Consider the following 24,715-nt stretch of genomic DNA (forward strand, 5'->3'; position numbering starts at 1 on the left):
TCCCTTCTTCTACTTTTTATTACTTATAGCTACTCCATCTCCAATTGGAACAATTGTTGTTACATAATCGGGGTGTTGAATTAGCCACTCATTGTACTCTCTTATTTTCCTAGCTAATTTCTGAAATCTGGGATGTTCTTTCTCTGGATCAGCTACAAAACCTTTGAATAAAACATTATCAGAAAGGATAAATCCATTTTCGGATAAAAGTGGACTGGAAAGCTCAAAAAAACGTTTATACTGTCCTTTAGCTGCATCAATAAATACTAAATCAAATTTGTTATCCTCCTTAAATTCTCTTAGTATTTCTATAGCATCTCCGAAAATAACTTGTATATTATCCTGAACACCTAATTTCCAGACGTTTTGAACTGCTTGATTATACCTTTGCTCATCCCGTTCGACTGTCACAATAGTAGCATTCGGATTTGCCTCCAGCATTCTTAGTGCTGAATATCCAATAGCAGAACCTACCTCTAATATTCTATTAGGCTTCTTTAAGCGTATTAATTGCATTACAAAGTTTATGCCTATTGGATCCATAATTGGTACATTTTCATCTTCTGCTATTCGCTCAAGCTCCCTTACCCAATCGTCTGCAGAAGGTAAAGACCGCGTTAAATAACTTCTTAACTTTTCATCCACTACAATAACCTCTTTTTTTAGAAAACTTGACATTTGGAATTCTTAGAGAAGCGTATGTTACTTTCTTTATATTGGTGTGCAAGCCATAATGCAGATAAGTCTAAGCTGCACGAATGCAGTGAGAAAGTATTTATAACTTCCTATTTGCCCAAAAATAGGAAATGTGAATTTCTAATCCACACTCCCTTTTCACTTTAATCTATATACTGTGCTTTATATTCCAAATGCTGATCATGCGTTTCTGAAAAATACACATTACCTTCACCATCATGTAAGAAATATTTATATTCAGATTCCGCTGGGTTTAGGGTTGCTTCCAGAGAAGTTTTAGCGAAATTTGATATCGGACCAACGGGTAAAGAATTGACTTGATACGTATTATATGGCGATTTTATTTCTAAGTCCTTTGATAATACTTTTTCTTTATGCTTGCCAAGTGCGTATAAAACAGTTGGGTCTGTTTGCAGCGGCATTCCTTCATCGAGTCGATTATAAAATACACTTGCGATATTCTCTCGTTGGTCTTGGGAGCTTGATTCTTTTTCAACCAGCGATGCCATTGTTAAAGCTTCATGTACAGTGAAATCGCGTGCAGAAATTTCATCCAGATAAGGGGTAACAACCTCCACTGTCTTGTCCAGCATTCGTTCAACTACGAATTCTACACTTGGTTCTTCTTCATAAAAATTGTATGTTGCTGCAAATAAATACCCTTCTAACGGTGTCCGAATATCAGGATTCAATATATTGTTCGTTAATATATCCGGATACGTATTTATAAGTATTTCAATATACTCTGGATCATTTACTGTATCCAGGAAATCATCTTTACTAAAAGGAAGTTTTCCAGCGTATATTCCAGCTATCTCATCAATGGTCTTTCCTTCGGGGATAGTAATTGTATATACCGGTTCTTCCAAAACCTTACCATTTTTTAAAGCCGTAATTATTTCATCTATTTTCATCGATGGTGTAAATGTATATTCCCCTGCTTGAAAATTAGACTCATTTTTAAATTTTATGTAAAACCTGAAAACACGGCTGTCTTTAATAATCCCATTTTTCTCGAGTGCATTTGCGATGCTAGATGTTGAAGAACCCATTGGTATTTCAACCTTTACTTCTTTCTCACTATCAGGATTAACAGGCTGTAAGGCGGATTTGATATATGTGTATCCAGATATTCCACCTACGACAAGTATAAGGATTAATGAGATAATAATAATGGCAACAATTTTTCTAACTGTCCTAGCATCCTCGCTGCGCTTTATTAAGTTGTCCTTATAACCACCTGACTTTTTCTTCTTAAACATACGTTTATCCCCCTCACCCGGTACATTATACTAAAAAAAATAAAATTTAGCTATGATAAAAGAAAAGCTGATATCATTATTTGACATCAGCTAAATAATCTATTATTTGTTGCCTTTAGTACTTATTCGTTCTCTTCTTCATTAGCTAGAGTATTCAGCATTTCCTCAACAATTTCCCATTCCTGTTCTGATTCAATCGGGAAGAGAGAAAGATCATTGTCATCTTTTTCCTTTTCTTCATAACGAAATGCATAAACTTCAACTTCTTCGTCGTCTTTTTGTTCAACTGGTACAACTGCAATGTAAGATTGTTCCGTTTGATCTACATCGAAGGTAAATAACACTTCAAATAAATGTTCCTCACCATTTTCATCTGGTATAATTATACGTTCCTTCTCTTCTAGCGCCATTACTACACTCCTTTAATTCTGTTGATCAAGATATCCTTGTAAAATCATTACAGCTGCCATCTTGTCTATTACTTTCTTTCTTTTCTTTCTACTAACATCTGCTTGCAGAAGAACACGTTCGGCAGCAATAGTAGTAAGTCTTTCGTCCCATAGAATTGCAGGGATACTGTGTGTGTCTTCAACATGTTTTGCATATCTTTGTGATGCTTTTCCGCGTTCACCTATAGTATTGTTCATATTTTTGGGCAATCCTATTACAGCTTTTTCAATTTCATGCTCTTTTATAATTTTTTCTAGCTGTTCATCGGCAGAATGTAATTCCTGTTCATCCCACTTTATCGTGGTCAAACCTTGTGCGGTCCAGCCAAACGCGTCGCTTACCGCAATACCAATTGTTTTGGAGCCAACATCTAATCCAATTATTTTCATTTATCTATCCTTTTGCTGTTCTTCTAAATAAAATTTAACCAATTCCTCAATTACCTCGTCACGCTCAATTTTACGAATTAAATTCCGTGCATCATTATACCTTGGTATATATGCAGGGTCACCAGATAATAAATAACCCACAATTTGATTGATCGGATTATAACCTTTTTCCTTAAGCGCACCATGGACAGTAAACAGAATTTCCTTTATGTCCTGATCAAAAGGTTCCTCCGAAAAATTAAATTTCATTGTTTTATCAATAGAGCTCATAGTGACACCTCATTCCATGTTTTGCCTTATTCACATTCTAACATGTTTACTCTTATTATTATATCTTTTTTTGTTAGATAGAATACAAGCTTTTTTTTAGTGTATTTTATCTTCTACATATTCCTTGGCAAGCTTTAATGCTTCGTTAATTTTACTGGAATCTTTACCGCCGGCCTGAGCCATATCAGGACGACCACCACCGCCGCCACCGCAAAGTTCAGCAGCTTCTTTTATTAAGTTACCGGCATGTAACCCTTTTTCAATTAAATCTTTGGATACTCCGGATGCCAACTGTACTTTTTGGTTATTCTCTGCTGCCAGCAGTATTACGCCTGATCCTAATTTTTGTTTTAGATCATCAACCATATTTCGCAGCTGATTCATGTCCTTAATATTCACTTGTTGTGTTAGTACGTTAACACCCTTTATCGTTTCTACTTGTTCCATTACAGATGATGCTTCTGCATTTGATAGCTTTGCACTCAACGATTCATTGGTTTTTTGAAGTGATTTTATTTCCTGGAACAATACCTCAACTCTCTCTGGAGTCTTTTCTTCATTTGTTTTTAGAAGCTGTGCTGTTGATTGTAACACGTCAAGCTTCTTATTTACATACTCATATGCCTGTTTACTCGAAATTGCTTCAATTCTTCTTGTTCCAGCACCTATACCAGTTTCAGACACAAGTTTAAACAACCCAATTTCAGCTGTATTTTGAACATGACATCCCCCGCATAATTCAATACTATAATCTCCTATTTGAACAACACGAACAATATCCCCGTACTTTTCGCCAAATAAAGCCATTGCTCCCATTTCTTTAGCTTCGTCTATTTTCTTAATATCAATTACTAATGGCAACGAAGCCCATATTTTCTCATTAACGATTTTTTCAATATGCTGTAACTCTTCCTGTTTCACAGAACCGAAATGTGAAAAATCAAATCGTAATCGATCTGGAGTCACCATTGAACCGGCTTGATTTACATGGTCACCAAGCACATCTTTTAAAGCCTGATGTAATAAATGTGTTGCTGTATGATTCTTGATAATAGCTGTTCGGAATCCTTTATCAACTATTGCTTTTACACTGTTACCAGTATGCAGTTCACCATCTTTCACACGCACCCGGTGAATATGCTGACCTTTTGGAGCCTTTTGTACATCTTCAACATATGCAGAGGCAGTATCCGTGTAGATCCAGCCATTGTCTGCAATCTGACCACCACTCTCAGCATAGAAAGGTGTTTCTTGTAAAAATAGCATTACTTCCTCTCCAGCTTTGGCAGTTTCAGCTACTTCACTTCCACTTACGATTGCTGTAATCGCTGTATCAGTTTCTAATTGATTATAGCCAATAAACGTACTATCTGCTTCTATCTCACTTAATATACCATCTTGTACTTGCATAGAGTCAACTTTTTGACGTGCATTTCTAGCTCGCTCACGCTGTTTTTCCATTTCTTCTTTAAAACCTTCTTCATCAATAGTGAATCCTTGTTCCGCCACATATTCTTCTGTTAGTTCTTTAGGAAACCCGTACGTATCATATAGTCTAAACACTTCACTGCCAGGAAAAACATCGCTTCCCTTACTTTTTTCTTTTGACATGATCGATGTCAGAATATCCAAGCCATCATTTAATGTTTCATGGAAGCGTTGCTCTTCAATTTTAACAATACTTTCAATATTCGTTTGTTGTTTGACTACTTCAGGGTAAAAGTCTTTCATAATTTCTCCAACAACAGGGACCAATTGATACATAAATGGCTTATCGATACCTATTTGCTTTGCAAATCGAACTGCACGTCTCAACAGCCTTCTTAACACATATCCTCTGCCTTCATTTGATGGGAGCGCATTATCACCTATTGCAAATGTTACTGTTCTGACATGATCCGCAATAACTTTGAATGCTGTATCATCTGCAGTATTTTTGCCATACTCTTTCCCGGACAATTCTTCCGTTTTCCTGATTATTGGCATGAACAGATCTGTCTCAAAATTAGTTGGAACATCTTGAATAACCGACACCATCCGTTCCAGTCCCATGCCAGTATCGATATTTTTCTTAGGTAATGGTGAATAGGTATCGTCCGGATTATGATTAAATTGAGAAAATACTAAGTTCCATATTTCCAGGTAACGCTCATTTTCACCGCCAGGATATAGTTCAGGATCATTTGGATCGTTTCCATATTGTTCACCACGGTCATAGAATATCTCGGTATTTGGTCCACTTGGCCCCTCACCTATGTCCCAAAAGTTCTCTTCAAGACGAATAATACGTTCTTCCGGGATTTTAACGTCATGTAGCCAAATATCATATGCTTCATCATCTTCAGGGTGGACAGTTACAGCTAATAAATCAGGGTCAAAACCAATCCACTTATCACTGGTTAAAAACTCCCATCCCCATTCAATTGCTTCTTTTTTAAAATAATCACCTATAGAAAAATTGCCAAGCATTTCAAAAAACGTATGATGTCGTGCTGTAAATCCTACGTTTTCAATATCATTTGTCCGAATTGATTTTTGCGCATTAACCAATCGCGGATTATCCGGGATTACGCGTCCATCAAAATACTTTTTTAACGTGGCGACACCACTATTAATCCATAACAATGTTGGATCCTCTTTTGGTACCAAAGATTCACTTGGTTCAACACGGTGTCCTTTTTCTTTAAAAAAATCTAAAAACATTTGTCGTACCTGTGCTGAAGTTAACTGCTTCATAATTCCGCCTCCACTATTTAAGATTATTTTCATACACTTTTATAACAATTAAAAAAATCCCCTCTCTGCAGTTTTGCAGGGACGAGATATTCGCGGTACCACCCTAATTATGAACGAAAAGTTCGTCCATCACTTTGTCATTGTAACGGTATGAGACCGACGGGTATTAACCGTGCTCCAGTTTAGCATTCCATGTCTCTTAAATAGGATTTCTTACAGCCAAAGGAAATCCCTCTCTTAAATCAGAGTATCATGTACTTAGAACTTTCAACGCATTTTGATATTAATTTACTAGTTATGCGATATTATAGAAAACAAATGCAGAAATGTCAATTATATCGTTTAATCGCAACTAAGTGTGTTGTGACTACATTCAATATTGTTAACACTGGTACTGCCAATATCATTCCGAGCACGCCACTTAATTGTCCACCTAACAGTAAGGCAAAAATGATGGCAATTGGATGTATGTTGATACTTTTCCCAACGATATAAGGAGATAATAAGTTACCCTCAATTAATTGTATAATAAAAATGATTAATAATACCATTAGCACCAATTTACCAGAAGTCGCAGCAGTTATAGCTACTGCAGGAACCGCACCGATAATTGGTCCGAAATATGGTATGATATTTGTTAACCCGATTATTATTGCTAACAACAATGCATATTTAACGCCAAGGATATAAAAAGCTACAAATGTCGTAAAAGCTACAAATAGACAAACAAGTAACTGCCCACGTATATACTTCCCTAAGCTTTTATCTACTGCATGAACTAAATCACCCATTTGAGTTTGATACTTCGATGGAATCCAGTTTCTAAAATAGTTTTTTATCTTGACAAAATCCTTCAGAAAATAAAAAACTAATACAGGTATTACAGTGAGGAACACGATTAAATCGAATACTTTTGTAAATCCTCTTACAAGGTTGGCTAGAAGATTTTCAATAAATGATTCTATATCATAAATCAGCTCATCCATCTTATCATGGACTGTTTCCGGCAAAAAGGCAGTGTACTCGTATAAGCTGTACACAAAATTGCGGTACATGTCAATGAAGTGTGGTAGTTGCTTATTTAAATCACTTAGTTGATGAATGATAGCAGGATAAACGCGGTAAATTATATAAGCAGTCCCACCAAAAAATATGAGATAGATTATTAAAATAGCAATACTCTTAGGGATATTATAATGATGCATCTTTTTAATGACAGGATAGACGAGATAGGCAATAAGAATAGCAATTAGAAAGGGAGAAAGCAAGTACCAAAGAAATGAAAAGAAATCTCCAAAAATCGGGGAAAGTTTTACAAATAGAAATATAAATAGAAAGACAACTATTCCGGTAATTGCCCAATACATCAAATCTAACGGTTTTTTACCTTTGAACATATTTTACACTCCCTAGTAGTGATATAGCTTTCATTTACTACTGAGGGTTACCATTGAATTTTCCGTTCATCTTCAGAAAACAAATCATCAAGTGAACTTAAAGATCCGTCTGCTTCTACCTGATGGATAGTTAATTCATTTCCAAACACTGACAGCTCGATAAAACAAGTCCAGCAATAATATTGCTGAGAACCTATTTTCCCTATATCTTTACCATTGCAATTTGGGCACACGAACATAATCAAAGCTCCTTTTTAGGCAGATAAAAAGTATAATCACTTTTTTACTGCATAAGTAAACTAAGGCTTTCGCCATTAAAAGCTTGGCGATAAGCCAAGATTTCTAAACTTTTTCTTATGTTTGCCCAAATCTTAAAGAATATACTACTAAATTACATGAAATCATATGGTGAGATTTCTTTTTCTTCCTCATCCTCATACATATCTATTGGAATATCCTGCAACCTATCATTCAATTGTTCTGGCAATGTGGTATAACGCCTATTTGTATCCAGTGTACTTATGCCACGTAAAAATGCATTCTGCTGTCCGCAAATAATTAATGACTTTTTACTTCTAGTTATAGCCGTATAGAGTAGATTTTTACGCAGCATTCGATTATACGAAGATACTACCGGCATAATCACAATTGGAAATTCGCTCCCTTGGGATTTATGAATTGAAATACAATAAGCATGCATGATATTCACATAATCTTTCCGTTCATAGACTACCTCCTTGCCCTCAAAGTCAATCACCAACTGTTCGACATGATCTACGTTTTCATCTTCTTCAAATATAGCTACAATTTCTCCAATATCACCGTTAAAAACACCATTTTCTGGTTTATTAACAAGCTGGAGTACTTTATCACCTGTTCGGTATACAACATCATTCGCTTTAACTTCACGCTTCGTTGAAGATTTAGGGTTAACAAGTGTTTGTAACTGTTGATTAATGATTGTTATTCCAGCTTGTGACCGGTACATCGGTGCCAAAACTTGAATATCTCTTAATTCAACACCTTTATCTCTTGCTTTATGGAACACTTTTGTAATGACATCAATCATTTGATGCTCCATACAGGGGATAAAACTGAAATCCTTATCATTAATCAGGGAGTCCTCCGTACATGTATCATGTTTGATCAAATGTGCCAATTGAATTATTTTTGAACCTTCTTTTTGCCTGTACACCTCATTAAGACTTACGATAGGAATTAACTCACTTCCTAACAAATCAGCTAATACTTGGCCGGGTCCAACCGATGGAAGTTGATCCTCGTCACCAACAAGCAACACTTGCATATCATCAGGAATTGCCTTAAAAAGACTATTGGCCAGCCATATATCAACCATAGAAAATTCATCTATGATTAAAAACTTTCCAGTCAACTGCTCATTTTCATTTTTTTCAAAACCATCTCTGCCATCCCAGCCTAACAACCGATGAATAGTCAATGCAGGAAGCCCAGTAGATTCAGTTAAGCGCTTAGATGCTCTCCCAGTAGGTGCCGTTAATATAAATGGATAATCTGACTCTGAATCATAATCAGTTGGATCAGTCGAAATATTATGTATTGCTGCGTATGCTTTTAAGATTCCTTTAATAACAGTAGTCTTACCTGTTCCTGGCCCCCCAGTAACAATCATTAATTTTGACTTTAATGAATGGTTTATCGCATTAAATTGCTCTTTACCATAACTTAAAACCTCTGATTCCTCAATATCTCCAATAATTTTCATCAAATCGGCCATTGTTGTATCCTGTTCAATAGGTTTTTTCATCAGACGTTTGATATTAGAAGCAAACCCATCTTCTGCGTAATAAAGTGAAGGCAGATAAACGTTTCCATCCTTCATGATAACTGCTTTTTCCTTATTTAAATCTTCCAGACGGTTGGAAACCATATCCATAGTCAACGACTGTTCAGGGTTTAATAGCAATTCCAGCACCTGTTTAATACAATTATCGATAGGTAAATAAACATGCCCGTCTTGTATATTCTTTTGTAAAACATAAATACACCCAGCACCAATTCTATTTGGATGGGTTAACGATAAACCATTTTGCTGGGCGATCTGATCAGCTGTACGAAAGCCAAATCCTTCAATATCAAATACGTATTGATATGGATCATTTTGCAGCACAACAATTGCCTCATCTTTATATTCCTGGTATATCTTTTGCGCCATTTTTAAACCAATACCATATTTGGATAAATACACAACAATATGTTCAAAACCCTGGTTTTCCTGCAGAGTTTTGCTTAGTAATTCAGCTTTTTCATTTTTTAACCCAGGGATTTCATTTAATACTTCATTATTATTTAAGATTTTAGAGATTGCATTTTCTCCTAACACATCCACTACCTTGGTAGCAGTCTTTTCACCTATACCAAAAAATAAATCACTGGATAAATAAGCAATCAATCCGTCTTTTGTATCTGGAATATACGTCTCATACGATTTCACTTGATATTGCATCCCAAACTTAGCATGCTTTTCAAAATCACCATAAAAACAATAAACAGTTGCATCCTGCAGATTAGAAAAATAACCTTTCACAACAATTTCTTTGTCTTTATAATTTTCATTTGTATCATGAACCTTTATTTTGGCTATCGAAAAGTGCTCACTTTCATTTTGAAAAATCATATACAAAAGTTCACCTTTTATAAAGCCGTGTTTTGTATTAGATTGCTCATCCAGTATCATTTAAACAACCTCACAATCCTACATGTCCGTGTTATTCAGTAACTCTTCAATTTGACTTTTTCCATTTGCAGCAAGTGTGTGTTCCGGCTGGATTTCCAGTGCTTTCTCAAAATGGACCAATGCATCTGACAGATTCTCATCATATATTGCAATTACTCCCAAATTATAATGTGCGTCACTATGCTGATCCTCCAGTTTCAAAACATTTTCAAAAACTGTCTTGGCATCTTTAATATGGTCACTTTGCGCCAGCGTCAGGCCGTACTGGAATAATACTTCCTCATCATCCGGATCAAGCTCGGTTGCCCTTAATAAATATGGTAATGCAAGTTTGAAATGCTCCTCATGATAAAAGGTCATTCCTAGCATGAAATAAACATCTGCTTCAACAAGGCCGATATCTATAGCTTTCTGAAAGTTTTCTTGTGCTTTCGGATAAACGGACTCTTCGTAATAAACATTGCCCAGCCCATAATACGCTGTAGCTGCATGCTCATCAAGTTCTATTGCCTTCTCAAAGAAGCGCTGTGCGCGTTCAAGGTCATTTACATGAAGAAGTAAGTTTCCAAAATTAATATAGCCAAGGGGGTCTTTTGGGTTTTCATCGATGACTTTATTGAAGATTTCTGCAGCTTCTTCGTATTTCTGTTCCTTCATTAGATTAATTGCTTCCTGATTTCGATCCATCTTTTTTTAACCTCCAATAATTAAAAACTTGGCTCATCGTCAGGCTTTAATATAGATAAGCCTTAGTTGTGCTTTTTCAGTAACAAAAAAATTAGAAAACTTGGCATTCGCCAAGCCTTAATGGCGAGTGCCTTAGTTGCACTTATGCAGTAAGAAGGAATTTATACTTTCTTAACTGCTAAAATAGATGGGACCATCTACATGATCCCTCTAAATTACCCTACATAGTCCAAATACGTTTCATCTTTTATAACTTCATCAATCGTACCTCCACCTAAACATACCTCTCCATCATAAAATACAACTGCCTGCCCGGGTGTAATGGCTCGTTGCTTTTCATGAAATTCAACATGTACTTGATTATCATCCAATTTGTGAACTGTAACCGCACTATCTTTTTGGCGATATCGGAACTTAGCTGTACATGTGATTGAATTCTCTCTAAGGTTTTTGATCCAGTTTACATCAGACGCTATCAATCCATCTGAATATAATTTTTCATTATCAAAGCCTTGTTCCACATATAAAACATTTTTTTCCAGGTTTTTCCCGACAACGAACCACGGGTCACCTGAACCACCTATACCTAGACCTTGCCGCTGGCCGATTGTGTAATACATAAGACCATCATGCTTTCCCTTTTCAACACCCGTTAACGTCTTCATCAGACCAGGTTGTGCAGGTAAATACTCACTTAAGAACTCTTTGAAGTTTCGCTCGCCAATGAAGCAAATACCAGTACTGTCTTTCTTGGTTGCCGTAACAAGATCATGCTCCATGGCAATCTCACGTACCTCTTTCTTATTCATATGCCCCAAAGGAAACATAACTTTAGCTAATACGTCCTCTGTCAATTGATTCAAGAAGTATGTCTGATCCTTATTATCATCAACTCCACGCAACATCTCGTATTCACCATCTGTATTTCTTACTTGTGCATAATGACCTGTTGCCAGATAGTCTGCACCTAAAGATGTAGCATGCTCAAGGAATGCTTTAAACTTAATTTCTTTATTGCACATTACGTCAGGATTTGGGGTTCTTCCTGCTTTATATTCATCCAAAAAGTAAGTAAATACTTTATCCCAATATTGCTTTTCAAAATTCACAGCAAAGTAAGGAATATCCAGTTGATTACAAACCCTAACTACATCATCATAGTCGTCTGTTGCAGTACAAACACCATTTTCATCAGTATCATCCCAATTTTTCATGAAGATACCAACAACATCATATCCTTGCTCCTTCAGCAGTAATGCGGCTACGGAAGAATCAACACCTCCACTCATTCCAACAACTACTCTTATATCTTTATTGCTACTCATTACTTTCACCACCTTCTACGCTGATAATCGTTTAACAATTTTAACTACTCTCTTTGCAGCTTCCTCTATATTCTCGGTTGTATTAAAAATACCAAAACTAAAGCGGATTGAATTGGTAGTCCGTTCATCATTCTCGCCATACATCGCCGATAGGACATGGGATGGCTCAATAGAACCAGCCGTACATGCACTCCCGCTTGAAGCAGCAATACCATCTAAATCAAAATTTGTTAGGAGCGACTCCACATTTGTACCAGGGAAACTAACATTTACAATCGATGCAATAGCTTTTTTCTCGTCACCATTTATCGTAAAGTTGATCCCATTGTTAGATAAATGTGAAATAAATTGATCCTTAAAACCCTGATAGGATATATTTCTTTCCGTTTTATTATTGATCACAAGCTCTACTGCTTTTTGAAAACCAACTGCACCAGCAACATTCTCTGTTCCGGGCCGGCGTTTTCGTTCTTGTTCCCCTCCAAATTGAAGGGCATCTATTTTCACATCATTTGCGGCATATAAAAAGCCAATACCTTTAGGACCATTTATTTTATGGGATGAAACTGTCAGCATATCAATACCATTTTCTCTAACATCAATATCCAATAACCCATAAGCCTGTACTGCATCTGTATGAAAATAAGTCTTCTGGTAGTCTTTTAATAAATTACCGATTTCCTGAATAGGCTGAATCATTCCTGTTTCATTATTTACATACATAATAGAAACTAAAATTGTTTCGTCTGTTAAAGCATTTTTTAAGTCATCAACAGATATTAACCCATTTTCATCGACCGGTAAATATGTTACCTGAAACCCTTGTTTTTCAAGGTGTTCTGCGGTATGAAGTGTTGCATGATGTTCCTGAACAGTTGTTATGATATGACGTCCTCTATCTTTATTAGCAATAGCGGTACCAATCAGCGCTAGGTTATCTGCTTCAGTTCCTCCGCTAGTTATAATAATTTCTTTTTCATTTGCATGAATACTTTTGGCCATTGTACGTCTTGCTTCATCAAGGTACTTTCTTGCTTTTCTGCCAAACGAATGGACACTTGATGGATTACCAAAAATATCTTCAAATACAGGATTCATCGCACTGACAACTTGTTTGTCCATTGGTGTTGTTGCAGCATGATCCATGTAAATATCTTTCATATTTTACAAACCCTTCCTATCTTTAAACTAACTGCGCCTTTAAATATAAAACATATAAGCATCTTGTTGATGATCATCCTGATGATGTTTTAAGTCTTCTAATGTCGTTGTGTCCAGTACATCTTTAACTGCATCCCTGATCCGTATCCATAGCGCCTGCTTTGCTGGTTCTTCATCTTCTATTCCTTCTACCGGTGATATTGGACCTTCCAGAACACGAATAATGTCACCAGCATTTATTTCACTAGGTTCCTTTGCCAAAATATATCCACCATATGCTCCGCGGATACTCTTGATTAAACCAGCATTTCTAAGCGGTGATGCCAATTGTTCCAAATAATGTTCAGATAATTCCTTTTCACGTGCAATTGCTTTTAGTGAAGTCGGACCTTCCCCGTGCTTACGTGCAAGCTCAATCATAATTGTCAGACCATAACGTCCTTTTGTTGAAATTTTCATTTTAACACCTCAAATTCTTTCTTAGAAAACTTGGCATACGCCAAGCCTTAATGGCAAGTGCCTTAGTTGCACTTATGCAGTAAGAAAGGATTTATACTTTCTTAACTGCTTAGAAAACTTGGCTTTTCGCCAAGTCTAACTACTTTCTTATCTGCCGAAAAAGCTATTAATTTATATTATTGATTAATTATAATTTGTAATACATGATATTATAGCATGAATAGTATGATTCTTGCATTTTAACACAATTGGAATTACGCTTTTATACACGACCAATTATTCTATAAAAAGGACGATTAAAATGAAACATAAACCACTTGCTTATCGAATGAGACCTACTCATATACATGAAATTATTGGACAGGAACATCTTGTTGGCGATGGAAAAATATTAAACAGAATGATTCAGGCTGATCAGTTAGCATCCATGATCTTATTCGGGCCGCCTGGAACAGGAAAGACATCGATGGCAGTAGCACTCGCAAAAAGCCTGAATTTGCCTGTTAAGATGCTAAATGCAGTTGTTGACAAGAAAAAAGATATGGAAATCGTTGTTGAAGAGGCTAAAATGACTGGGCACGTCGTATTAGTACTTGATGAAGTACATAGGCTCGATAAAGCAAAACAGGACTTTCTGCTTCCACACATCGAAAGCAATATTGTAACACTAATCGGCTGCACAACTAGCAACCCTTATCATTCTATTAATCCTGCTATTAGAAGCAGATGTCATTTATTTGAATTACATCCTTTAACAGTAGAGGATATGAAAATAGCAATCCAAAGAGCTGTTAAAGATGAGACAAATGGATTAGGTTCTCAATCAATTATCGTAACGGATGAAGCATTGGAGCATTTTTCTTTTGCTGCAAATGGTGATATGCGCTCTGCATTAAATGGACTAGAGTTAGCTGTGTCATCTACTCCCGAAAATAATGAGGGGCAGATTTCTATTACACTTAATATTGCTGAAGAGTGTATGCAAAAGAAAAGCTTCTCTCACGACAAGGATGGTGATGCGCATTATGATGTATTATCTGCATTCCAAAAATCAATACGCGGCAGTGATGCGAATGCAGCACTTCACTATTTGGGGAGATTGATTGAAGCGGGTGATCTTGAAAGTATTGCACGGCGTATGATTGTATGTGCGTATGAAGATATCGGACTAGCAAATCCACAGGCAGGTCCACGTGCGATTGCAGCAGTACAGGCAGCTGAAAGATTAGGATTTCCAGAGGCTCGGATACCATTATCAGTTGCAATAGTAGAGCTTGCTTTGTCTCCTAAATCAAACACTGCATATGTAGCGCTTGACAAGGCTCTTGCAGATATACGAAGTGGTAAAAGTGGTGATATCCCTGCACATTTAAAAGACTCACATTATCAAGGCGCTAAGAAGATGGGACGAGGGATGGATTATAAATATCCGCACAATTATGAAAAGGGCTGGGTCAAGCAACAATATTTACCTGATTCTATAAAAAACAAAGATTACTATCAGCCTAAAGATACCGGTAAGTTTGAACAGGCTTTAATGCAAGTATATGAAAAAATTCAATCTGATTAGAAAACCTGACATATCAACAGTCGATAAGCTTTTGTTGTGCTTATCCAGCAAGAAAGTATTTATACTTTTCTTTACTGCCAAAAATAATACTAGATAATATGGATAATAGAAGTATAATTCCTTTTTCAATCGGTCACAATAGACAATAAAGATAATAATCTATGTAATTTATAACGGCTGTTATTGAAAAAGGAGTTGAACAAATTGGTTAAAGTTAGACAAGATGCCTGGTCACATGAGGATGACCTTTTGTTGGCAGAAACAGTTTTGCGTCATATCAGAGAAGGAAGTACTCAGCTAAATGCGTTTGAAGAGGTAGGCGATAAATTAAATCGTACATCCGCTGCTTGCGGATTTCGCTGGAATGCCGAAGTAAGAGAAAAATATGATAATGCTATTGATCTTGCAAAGCGGCAACGAAAGGAAAAAAAGCGTGCAAATGCAGTAAAAACTACCAAGGTAAGTCAGTCGGTAGAACCTATTATCCAAAATACCGACGAAGAATTACCATCACCAACAATGGAAGAGCCATCAATCACAATGGATACAGTGATTCGTTACTTAAAACAAGTCAAAAGAGATTACTATGCTTCCAATCAATCAAAACTATCATTAGAACAAATGCAAAAAGAGAACACTATGTTAAAAGAGCATGTAAGTAATCTAGAAAAGAAATTGGAAAGTACTGAGAAACAATTTGCAACAGTACAGGAAGACTATCAAGTTTTTATGCAAATTATGGATCGGGCTAGAAAAATGACTGTTTTGGATGACCAAGGGTCTATACAATCACCTGCATTCAGAATGGACAAGAATGGTAACCTTCAACAGGTTGCAAATGGATCAAACCAATAATTAGAAAACTTGGCATACGCCAAGCCTTAATGTCGAGTGCCTTAGTTGCACTTATGCAGTAAGAAAGGATTTATACTTTTTTAACTGCTAAAAAAGTCGCAAAGAATTCTAGTAAGAATTCCATGCGACTTTTTTGTTCGCAGTTAGAGCTTGCACTCCAAAGTAATAGGGGTTCTGCGAAAGCTTTTCGGCTTTCATAGAACCCCTTTAACGATATTGTCATGTTTTCTAATATGTATTCTATCAATCCCAATCGTGCCGTCTTTTTCTAGTTTTGATCCCGCTTTCAGCAGGTGGGTGCTCTGTTCCATATCTTTTATGCGTCCTCGGAAGAGAGGCATGCATGCAACATGGAAACGATACAAGCTCCCAATTATATAGATGTTCGGTCAAAACATTTATACAAGACGTACACATCAGGATTGATATTTAATTTATGAATTGTTTAATTTGTTGATTGTAAAATTATTTTACCATACAGAAATACTATTTTCAATATTCATTAATATGAAGAATTTATTACACTTGTTACATCTTTACTACAATTTTCAAATTAAGTCATAATTTCTTTTTAACTTGAATAGACAGTTCATCTAGTTGTCCTTCACTTACTTCATCTGGTGCATCAGTTAGTAAATCCGATGCTGAAGCAGTCTTAGGAAATAATATTGTATCCCTGAGGTTTGACCTTCCAGCTAATAGCATAACAATCCTGTCCAGCCCTAACGCAATACCCCCGTGAGGTGGTGCACCATATTCTAATGCTTCAAGTAAAAACCCAAACTGTTCAGATGCTTCTTCTTTCGTGAATCCTAATACTTCAAACATCTTATCTTGTTGTTCCTTCTTATGGATGCGCAAAGATCCTCCACCTAATTCATACCCGTTTAATACAAGATCATATGCATTTGCCCGAGTACTTCCAGGATCTGTAACTAGTTTATCAAGATCCTCCTCGACAGGCATTGTAAATGGATGATGAGCAGCACAATAACGCTCCAGACCTTCATCATATTCCAATAACGGCCAATCAGTTACCCAAAGGAAATTAAACTTACTCTTATCAATAAGCTGCAATTCTTTTCCGAGTTTCAGTCTTAAAGCTCCCAAACTGTCATAGACTACCGAAGTTTTATCTGAACCAAACAATAATAAATCACCATCATCAGCGCTTGCTTGATTAACTAGGCCTGTCTTTTCTTCATCGGTTAGAAATTTAGCAATTGGCCCTTTTAATTCATCACCTTCTACCTTAAGCCATGCCAAACCTTTGGCACCATAAACTTTCACAAAATCAGTTAGCTTATCAATATCTTTTCGTGAGTAATTAGCTGCCTGTCCTTTTACATTTAACAAGCAAACTTTCCCACCTGATTCAATTGCACTTTGAAACACTTTAAAACTAGAATCAGCAAGAATATCTGTTACATGGATTAACTCCATGTCAAACCTCGTATCTGGTTTATCTGATCCATAACGTTCCATCGCTTCATCATACGGCAACCGTTGCAATGGCAACGAGATGTCGATATTTTTAACATCCTTCATCACGTTTTTCATCATTTTCTCAGTCATTGCCATTATTTCATCACTAGTCATAAAAGATGTTTCAATATCAATTTGTGTGAATTCTGGTTGACGGTCAGCCCGTAAGTCTTCATCACGAAAACAACGAGCAATTTGATAATATTTCTCGAATCCACCAATCATTATCAATTGTTTGAAAAGCTGAGGTGACTGTGGCAATGCATAAAACTCACCATTATGCACACGACTAGGCACTAAATAGTCCCTCGCGCCTTCCGGGGTACTCTTGGTTAAGATTGGTGTTTCCATTTCAAGAAATCCGTCATCATTTAAAAAATTACGGACAACCTGTGTTGTTTGATGACGTAATTTAAAAGTATCCTGTAAAGCACTTCTGCGTAAGTCCAAATAGCGATATTTTAAACGAAGGTCTTCCGATACATCAGACTCATTTTCGATAAGAAATGGTGGGGTCTTTGCTTTATTCAAAATGTTAATATTTGTTGCCATCACTTCAATCTTCCCTGTACCCATCACTGGGTTGACTGTACCTTCATCGCGAATAACCACTTTTCCTTCAACTTGAATGACATATTCACTTCTAACTGTCTCGGCAATACCCAAAGCTTCCCTGGAATTAGCCGGATTAAAAACTACTTGTACAACACCAGATTTATCGCGTAAATCAATAAAAATTAATCCACCTAAATCCCGGCGTTTTTGTACCCAACCTTTTAATAATACTAGTTGATCAATATCCTTTTCACGTAGTGTTCCAGCTAATATTCGTTCACTCATTTTCTATTCCTCCCAGAAGCTTTTCATGCATCTTTTTAACTAGTTGTGATAAAGGTACTTCCAACTGTTCGCCTGTTTCCAATTCTTTAACGTTGACTATTTCTCTTTGTATTTCATCTTCTCCGAGTATCAACACATATTTTGCTTTAAAACGATCTGCTGCTTTAAATTGGGCTTTCATTTTTCGACCTTGATAGTCTTTGTCAGCCTGGATACCATCCTTACGTAATTCATGTAATAGATGAACCGCTTCTTTTTCAGCTTCGTCTCCTACAGCAACCACGAAACAATCCAACTGATCATCAATTGACATCTCTTTACTTTCAGCATCAAGAGCCATTAATAGTCGCTCCATTCCCATACCAAAACCAATTCCCGGTGTACTTGGTCCTCCTAACTCTTCAATTAGACCATTATATCTTCCGCCACCTGCCAACGTTGCAATAGCACCGAATCCATCAGCTTCGCTCATAATCTCAAAAGCTGTATGGTTATAATAATCAAGTCCACGTACTAAGTTTTTATCGACCTCGTACTCAATTCCCATCCTTGTTAAATAGTTCTGAACCTGATTGAAGTAACTTCTTGATTCTTCATTTAAATAATCTAATATCGATGGTGCATTCTGCATTGCTGGATGATCACGATCCGTTTTACAATCCAGAATTCGTAATGGGTTTTGGTCTAATCGAATTTGACAATCATGGCAAAGCTCATCCTTATGTGGTGAAAAGTGATCCACCAAAGCCTGGCGGTGATTAGTCCGGCTTTCATTATCACCTAATGAGTTAATAACTAATTTCAATGATGTTAATCCTAACTCCTTATAACACGTCATTGCCAAATCAATAACTTCAGCATCTACTGCTGGATCAGCGCTTCCCAATACTTCCACACCAAATTGGTTTAATTGACGCATTCTTCCCTTCTGTGGTCGTTCATAACGAAACATTTGAGCAAAATAATAAAGTTTAACTGGCTGGCTTGGGTTACCAAACATTTTATTCTCAACAAATGACCGGGCAACCGAAGCAGTACCTTCTGGACGTAGTGTCAGACTTCTACCTCCACGATCCTCAAATGTATACATTTCTTTTTGAACAATATCGGTTGAATCACCTACACCTCGCTGGAATAATTCTGTATGCTCAAAAAGTGGTGTACGTATTTCATCAAAATGAAACCTGCCACACACATCTTTTAATTTATCTTCAACCAACTGCCATTTCTTTGCCTCTTGCGGTAAAATATCTACTGTACCTCGTGGAGCTTTCATATTCATCTGTAATACCCCCTCATTATTTTTGGCTGATTTCTAAAAGATTGTTGCTTTATTAAAGTAATGAAATCATATCGTAGTTGATATAAACTACGAACTAGTTGGGTGCAATAAAATCGCTACGGAAATACACTTCGCTTTCCGTGGGCGGCTGATGAGCCTCCTTGCTCCTACGTCGCTGCGTAGTCTCATCTAGGCCTCAGCCCCCACAGGAGTCTCCGTGTATTTCCTACGCTGGGTATTGCTCACTAGAACTTAAAAAAACAAGATTTTATACCACTTAACTAGCAGTTGGAATATGCGAGACTCCTGTGGGACAGCGAGCCTAAGAGACCCCACAGGGAGCGTTTTTTGCGAGCGAGGCAGACTAAGTACGCCACGTCCTGTGGCAACATCTGCACTAGCACCTCCTATGCGTCGAAGGCTCGTGGTGAGCCCTAGGTGCGCGAGTATATTCCAGCTGCGTCGTTAGGAAGCCTCACAAAATGCTTTCAATAGGACTTCCTTAGTTGGTTCGCAGTATATATCAACTGCGCAGGTGAAAAGAGCGTTACTTTAAAAAAATATAAAAAACTCCCGACCCTTATAAAAATAAGGGACGAGAGTTAACCCGCGTTGCCACCCTAGTTGATGCTCTTTAAAGCACCCGCTCTTCACAGTTAACGCCTGCAAAACGTCTATATCTACTTACTATGTATTCGATATAGAGCCTAAGGAATGTCTTTCATCAGAGCATCATGTGAAAATGTTCTCAGCCTATGACATTTTCTCTCTTTTCACATACTTCTCATTACTTTTTCCATCACTGGCTATTTATACATCTATCATTAAATTAATTAATTATGAATGACTATTATATTAATGTTTCCCTAACACATTGTCAAGTACGAGTTATTTTTTTCTTTAACTTTTTAACTTCACCAAGAGTGATACCTAACTCCTCTGCTATTTCCATATGATTATATTGATCTTCAACTTCTATGAACCGATGGAAATTGGCTCCATAAATGTCCTTGCTCATGTTTGAATTCCAATGTTTTTCTTGAAATCGCATAACTAAAATCCCTCCCTATTTAACTCTAGTTTTGCCTAAATACAAACTTTTTATTAAAATAGAGTTAAGATATTATTTTAAGGAGGAACTTCATTGCATATAAAGAAAACAACATTGTTATTCTTTAGCATATTGTTTCTGGCCTTCGCGACATTAGTAAGTGCCAACGAAGCAGTAATTAATACAGATAATCTAAACGTCAGAACAGGACCTGGCACCAACTTCGAGAAGATCGGTCAAGTACATACTGATGAAGTTTATCCAATCTTACAGCAACAAGATGGGTGGGTAGAAATTCAGCTGACTCAAGGTACTGGCTGGGTTACTAACGAGTATATAAGCATGCCAGGCAATACGGATTCTGATGATACCAGTGAAAGCAATATGGAATCAACCACTGAGAAAATAATTACAATTCAGCATGATAATACCCAGTTACGTGATGGCCCTTCAACTAGTTTTGAAATCACCGAGTTTGCCAATAAAGGTACTAAATTAAAGGTACTTTCCCAGAATGATGAATGGTACGAAGTTACAAACGATAATTACACAGGCTATGTTTTAAAACAACTGGTCGAAAAAGAAGATACAACATCTTTTAGCGGCATGAAAAACAAAACGATTGTTATCGACGCAGGTCATGGTGGAAGAGATGTAGGGGCAATTGGCGCGAACGGAACACATGAAAAAGATTTTGCATTTAAAACAACACAGGAACTTAAACAGGAACTTACTGCGCTTGGGGCGAACGTAGTCTTAACAAGAAAAAATGATGAATTCATTTCATTAGGCAGCAGGACAAGCCTTCCCAACATTCTCGATACAGATGCTTTTATAAGTATTCATTACAACAGTTTTCCTGAAATGCCTAATGTAACAGGGATCGGAGCATATTATTATCATGATCAAAATCAAAAGATAGCGAAGGATGTTCTTCAGGGAATAGCAAAAGAAACCGGTGCAAGAAACCGTGGCGCCACATTCGGGGACTTTCACGTTATCAGGCAAAATTTCAAACCCTCTATACTTGTTGAATTAGGATTCATTTCCAACCCGGAAAAAGAACAACTTCTTCAAACTAATGCATACCAAAAAAAGTTGGTCACAGGGATTGTAAACGGATTGAACAAATATTTTAAAAACAATTAGGAAACCCGTACGCTTAATAGTATCTTGCGGAAACATGAGGCCCCTTGTTTACATAGACCAAAGTAAACTAGGGACATTTCTGCCAAATATGGGCTGTCGTGTTTCCTAGACAATAAAAAGCAGTTCAATTAAAAGATGCAAATTGCGTTTTTGCATCCCAAAATTGAACTGCTTTACCTTAATGCAATTCATTCTAACTATTTGTCCTTGCTATCCAAAATAACTGTGACCGGGCCTTGATTCGTTAGTTTTATGTTCATCATTTCACCAAACTCACCTGTCTCAACACGAACTCCCTGTTGCTGAACTAGTTGGTTGAAATGCTGATATAATTTATTCGCGTGATCCGGTTTTGCTGCATGAAGAAAATTTGGCCGCCTGCCTTTTCGGGTGTCAGCAAATAATGTGAATTGTGAAATAGACAGTACCTGACCAGATACATCTTTTAATGAAAGATTCATCTTTTCATTTTCATCCTCAAAAACACGAAGATTTACAAGTTTGTTCACTAGATAGACAGCATCCTCTTCCGTATCCTCATGTGTTACACCAAGTAGAACAACAAACCCATTATCAATTTCCCCGATTACATCTTCTGCTACGGAAACACTGGCGTTATTTGCACGTTGGATGACTGCTTTCATAAATTCATACTCCTTTTTCTTATCACGAAGCTTTTGTAAACTACGGGGATCTTAACGAAAAAACTATTGTATTGTTCTTGTTACTGTATAAACATCTTTTATTTGCTTTATCCGTTCCACAATTCTTCTTAGATGATTTGTATTATGAATTAGAATTGTTATATGAATTACAGCCATTTTATTTCGATCGGATCGACCATTTACTTGTGTTATATTCGTTTTCGTTTCATTTACCGCTTGTAATACTTCATTCAACAATCCTCGACGATCATATCCTGATATTTCCAGGTCCACATGATACTGTTTTTTATCTGTTTGTGATCCTTCCCATTCAACGTGGAGATAACGCTGCTTTGCCTCTTCTGTTTGGACATTAGGACAATCTGAACGATGAACAGATACCCCTCTCCCCTTTGTAATATATCCAATAATATTATCACCAGGAACCGGGTTACAGCATTTCGATAACCGTACTAGTAAATTATCGACACCTTCCACCTGAACACCTGAATCACGCTTTTGCACTTTTTTATTTGGTGCTTCATTCTTTACTTCTTCAAGCGTCTCTTCTAAGTTTTGTTCTTTTAATTTTGTCCGTCTAATCTTTTCTGTTAGACGAGTAGCTATTAGTGCAGCTGTGATTCCCTGGTAACCTACAGCAGCATACATTTCATCTTCATTTATAAAATTAAATCGTTCATAAACACGTTTTAAATTTTCTTGAGTTAGTGCTTCTTTTGGATCTATTCCCAGTGCACGTATTTCCTTATCAACAGCCTCTTTACCCTTACTTATATTTTCATCTCGTCGCTGTTTCTTAAAGAACTGCTTAATCTTGTTTTTCGCTTGAGATGTCTGTGTAATATTTAACCAATCTTGTGATGGTCCATAAGAGTGCTTGGAAGTCATTACCTCGATAATATCCCCATTTTTAAGTTCATAGTCGAGTGGTTCCATTTTTCCGTTTATTTTAGAACCAATCGTCTGATTGCCTATTTCGGTATGAACTTTATATGCGAAGTCAAGTGGTACGGAGCCTGATGGCAGCTCTATGACGTCTCCTTTTGGAGTGAATACATAAACCATGTCAGAGAATAAATCGACCTTAAGAGATTCCATAAATTCTTCTGCATCATGCGTTTCATTTTGCCATTCAAGTATTTCCCTAAACCAAGTCAGCTTTTCTTCAAATGACTTCTTATCACGTGCCAATTGACGTCCTTCTTTATATGCCCAGTGAGCAGCAATACCAAATTCAGCTATTTCATGCATCTCTTTCGTACGAATTTGTACCTCAAGCGGATCGCCTTTTGGTCCAATTACGGTTGTATGCAATGACTGATATAAATTTGGCTTTGGCATTGCAATATAATCCTTGAATCTTCCAGGCATTGGTTTCCAGCATGTATGAATAATTCCTAAGACTGCATAACAATCTTTAATACTATCAACAATTATACGTACTGCTAATAAATCATATATTTCGTTAAATTGCTTGTTTTGTTTAACCATTTTGGTATATATACTATATAAATGCTTTGGTCTTCCTGATATATCTGCCTCAATATTTACATCTTTCAGTTGGCTTGTAACCTCATTCATAACATCATCTATATATGTTTCGCGCTGATCACGTTTTTGTTTCATCAACTGAACAATTCGATAGTATTGCTGTGGATTTAAATAACGTAAGGCTGTATCTTCCAACTCCCATTTGATGGTAGAAATACCTAAACGATGCGCTAAAGGTGCAAATATCTCCAATGTTTCATTTGAAATTCTCCGTTGTTTTTCAGGAGGTAAATGTTTAAGTGTCCGCATGTTATGCAATCGATCAGCAAGTTTAATTAGAATTACACGAATGTCCTTGGCCATCGCCACAAACATTTTTCGATGGTTTTCTGCTTGCAGAGCTTCTTTTGATTTATATTTAATTTTACCAAGTTTGGTAACACCATCAACAAGCATTACAACTTCAGTACTAAAGTGTTTTTTCATTTCTTCAAGTGTAATGTCTGTATCCTCTAATACATCATGTAAAAAACCACCAGCAATTGTCTCTGGATCCATTTCTAGTTCAACTAAAATTCCAGCCACCTGAACTGGGTGTATAATGTAAGGCTCACCAGATTTTCGATATTGCTCCTTGTGTGCATCTTCTGCAAATTCATATGCACGACGAAGGAACAGAGCATCCTCTTCAGTAAGATACCGGCGAGCCTCATTGATTACATCTTCAATTGTCAATATTTCTTCTTTTGCCATATAATCACCTAAATTCGCGTTAGAGA

At 36.7% G+C, this 24,715-nt stretch carries 21 protein-coding genes, 1 other RNA gene and 2 other annotated features; of the genes, 3 read left to right on the forward strand and 19 right to left on the reverse strand.

Annotation, left to right across the window (positions count from 1 at the left end):
* Nucleotides 1-9 precede the first annotated feature (9 nt).
* The 13 genes from J2Z82_RS02630 to cymR form a co-directional block, all read right to left on the reverse strand.
* Nucleotides 10-645 carry an O-methyltransferase gene (locus tag J2Z82_RS02630; protein ID WP_209479246.1) on the reverse strand — a complete coding sequence of 212 codons (636 nt, stop codon included), beginning with the start codon at nt 643-645 and terminating at the stop codon, nt 10-12.
* A 194-nt stretch (nt 646-839) separates the two neighbouring features.
* Entirely contained in the window at nt 840-1,958 is a 1,119-nt protein-coding gene (mltG, locus tag J2Z82_RS02635; protein WP_209479247.1) for an endolytic transglycosylase MltG, read from the reverse strand.
* A 122-nt stretch (nt 1,959-2,080) separates the two neighbouring features.
* A complete protein-coding gene (locus J2Z82_RS02640; protein ID WP_092492477.1) occupies nt 2,081-2,368 on the reverse strand; it encodes a DUF1292 domain-containing protein in 288 nt (95 codons plus the stop codon).
* Nucleotides 2,369-2,380: 12 nt separating this feature from the next.
* A complete protein-coding gene (gene ruvX / locus J2Z82_RS02645) occupies nt 2,381-2,797 on the reverse strand; it encodes a Holliday junction resolvase RuvX (protein WP_209479248.1) in 417 nt (138 codons plus the stop codon).
* Nucleotides 2,798-3,067: an IreB family regulatory phosphoprotein gene (locus J2Z82_RS02650; protein ID WP_092492475.1), complete on the reverse strand. Its 270-nt coding sequence runs from the start codon at nt 3,065-3,067 to the stop codon at nt 2,798-2,800.
* Nucleotides 3,068-3,163: 96 nt separating this feature from the next.
* Nucleotides 3,164-5,803, reverse strand: coding sequence for an alanine--tRNA ligase (gene alaS, locus J2Z82_RS02655; RefSeq protein ID WP_209479249.1), 2,640 nt, complete (start codon nt 5,801-5,803; stop codon nt 3,164-3,166).
* 74 nt (nt 5,804-5,877) lie between these two features.
* Nucleotides 5,878-6,083 (reverse strand) — a binding site (T-box leader).
* Between the two features lie 49 nt (nt 6,084-6,132).
* A complete protein-coding gene (locus J2Z82_RS02660; RefSeq protein ID WP_209479250.1) occupies nt 6,133-7,200 on the reverse strand; it encodes an AI-2E family transporter in 1,068 nt (355 codons plus the stop codon).
* Nucleotides 7,201-7,247: 47 nt separating this feature from the next.
* Entirely contained in the window at nt 7,248-7,439 is a 192-nt protein-coding gene (locus tag J2Z82_RS02665) for a hypothetical protein (RefSeq protein WP_092492472.1), read from the reverse strand.
* A 152-nt stretch (nt 7,440-7,591) separates the two neighbouring features.
* Nucleotides 7,592-9,916 (reverse strand): SF1B family DNA helicase RecD2, encoded by a 2,325-nt coding sequence (recD2, locus tag J2Z82_RS02670; protein WP_209479251.1) that lies wholly within the window; start codon nt 9,914-9,916, stop codon nt 7,592-7,594.
* 18 nt (nt 9,917-9,934) lie between these two features.
* The gene (locus tag J2Z82_RS02675; protein ID WP_209479252.1) at nt 9,935-10,603 is read right to left on the reverse strand and encodes a tetratricopeptide repeat protein; all 669 of its coding nucleotides are present in this window, start codon (nt 10,601-10,603) and stop codon (nt 9,935-9,937) included.
* 215 nt (nt 10,604-10,818) lie between these two features.
* Nucleotides 10,819-11,928: a tRNA 2-thiouridine(34) synthase MnmA gene (mnmA, locus tag J2Z82_RS02680; protein WP_209479253.1), complete on the reverse strand. Its 1,110-nt coding sequence runs from the start codon at nt 11,926-11,928 to the stop codon at nt 10,819-10,821.
* Between the two features lie 15 nt (nt 11,929-11,943).
* Complete coding sequence (locus J2Z82_RS02685; RefSeq protein WP_209479254.1) at nt 11,944-13,089, reverse strand: cysteine desulfurase family protein; 1,146 nt, start codon at nt 13,087-13,089, stop codon at nt 11,944-11,946.
* Between the two features lie 39 nt (nt 13,090-13,128).
* Entirely contained in the window at nt 13,129-13,548 is a 420-nt protein-coding gene (cymR, locus tag J2Z82_RS02690) for a cysteine metabolism transcriptional regulator CymR (RefSeq protein ID WP_209479255.1), read from the reverse strand.
* Nucleotides 13,549-13,849: 301 nt separating this feature from the next.
* On the opposite strand from cymR, the gene J2Z82_RS02695 reads away from it, so the two are divergent.
* Both J2Z82_RS02695 and J2Z82_RS02700 read left to right on the forward strand, forming a co-directional pair.
* On the forward strand, nt 13,850-15,118 hold the full coding sequence (locus J2Z82_RS02695) for a replication-associated recombination protein A (RefSeq protein WP_209479256.1): 1,269 nt from the start codon (nt 13,850-13,852) through the stop codon (nt 15,116-15,118).
* Between the two features lie 204 nt (nt 15,119-15,322).
* Entirely contained in the window at nt 15,323-15,973 is a 651-nt protein-coding gene (locus tag J2Z82_RS02700; protein WP_209479257.1) for an RsfA family transcriptional regulator, read from the forward strand.
* Nucleotides 15,974-16,215: 242 nt separating this feature from the next.
* Here the strand turns inward: J2Z82_RS02700 and ssrS are convergent.
* The 4 genes from ssrS to J2Z82_RS02720 all read right to left on the reverse strand — a co-directional run bounded on the left by ssrS (nt 16,216) and on the right by J2Z82_RS02720 (nt 20,631).
* A non-coding RNA gene (ssrS, locus tag J2Z82_RS02705) (6S RNA) lies at nt 16,216-16,399 on the reverse strand.
* A 132-nt stretch (nt 16,400-16,531) separates the two neighbouring features.
* Nucleotides 16,532-18,298 carry an aspartate--tRNA ligase gene (gene aspS / locus J2Z82_RS02710; RefSeq protein ID WP_209479258.1) on the reverse strand — a complete coding sequence of 589 codons (1,767 nt, stop codon included), beginning with the start codon at nt 18,296-18,298 and terminating at the stop codon, nt 16,532-16,534.
* Nucleotides 18,291-19,580 carry a histidine--tRNA ligase gene (hisS, locus tag J2Z82_RS02715; RefSeq protein ID WP_209479259.1) on the reverse strand — a complete coding sequence of 430 codons (1,290 nt, stop codon included), beginning with the start codon at nt 19,578-19,580 and terminating at the stop codon, nt 18,291-18,293. The genes aspS and hisS overlap by 8 nt, the downstream gene beginning before the upstream one ends.
* 588 nt (nt 19,581-20,168) lie before the next feature.
* Nucleotides 20,169-20,392: a binding site (T-box leader), on the reverse strand.
* A 65-nt stretch (nt 20,393-20,457) separates the two neighbouring features.
* On the reverse strand, nt 20,458-20,631 hold the full coding sequence (locus tag J2Z82_RS02720) for a hypothetical protein (protein ID WP_209479260.1): 174 nt from the start codon (nt 20,629-20,631) through the stop codon (nt 20,458-20,460).
* A gap of 93 nt (nt 20,632-20,724) precedes the next feature.
* Here J2Z82_RS02720 and J2Z82_RS02725 point away from each other — a divergent pair, with 93 nt between their 5' ends.
* Nucleotides 20,725-21,780, forward strand: a complete 1,056-nt coding sequence (locus J2Z82_RS02725; RefSeq protein WP_209479261.1) for an N-acetylmuramoyl-L-alanine amidase family protein — start codon at nt 20,725-20,727, stop codon at nt 21,778-21,780.
* A gap of 197 nt (nt 21,781-21,977) precedes the next feature.
* Here J2Z82_RS02725 and dtd read toward each other — a convergent pair whose 3' ends face one another.
* Nucleotides 21,978-22,424 (reverse strand): D-aminoacyl-tRNA deacylase, encoded by a 447-nt coding sequence (dtd, locus tag J2Z82_RS02730; protein WP_209479262.1) that lies wholly within the window; start codon nt 22,422-22,424, stop codon nt 21,978-21,980.
* 63 nt (nt 22,425-22,487) lie between these two features.
* Nucleotides 22,488-24,689 (reverse strand): RelA/SpoT family protein, encoded by a 2,202-nt coding sequence (locus J2Z82_RS02735; RefSeq protein WP_209479263.1) that lies wholly within the window; start codon nt 24,687-24,689, stop codon nt 22,488-22,490.
* Nucleotides 24,690-24,715: the final 26 nt, after the last annotated feature.

It is taken from the genome of Virgibacillus litoralis (assembly GCF_017873675.1).
In the GTDB taxonomy this organism is placed as follows: Bacteria; Bacillota; Bacilli; order Bacillales; family Amphibacillaceae; genus Lentibacillus; species Lentibacillus litoralis.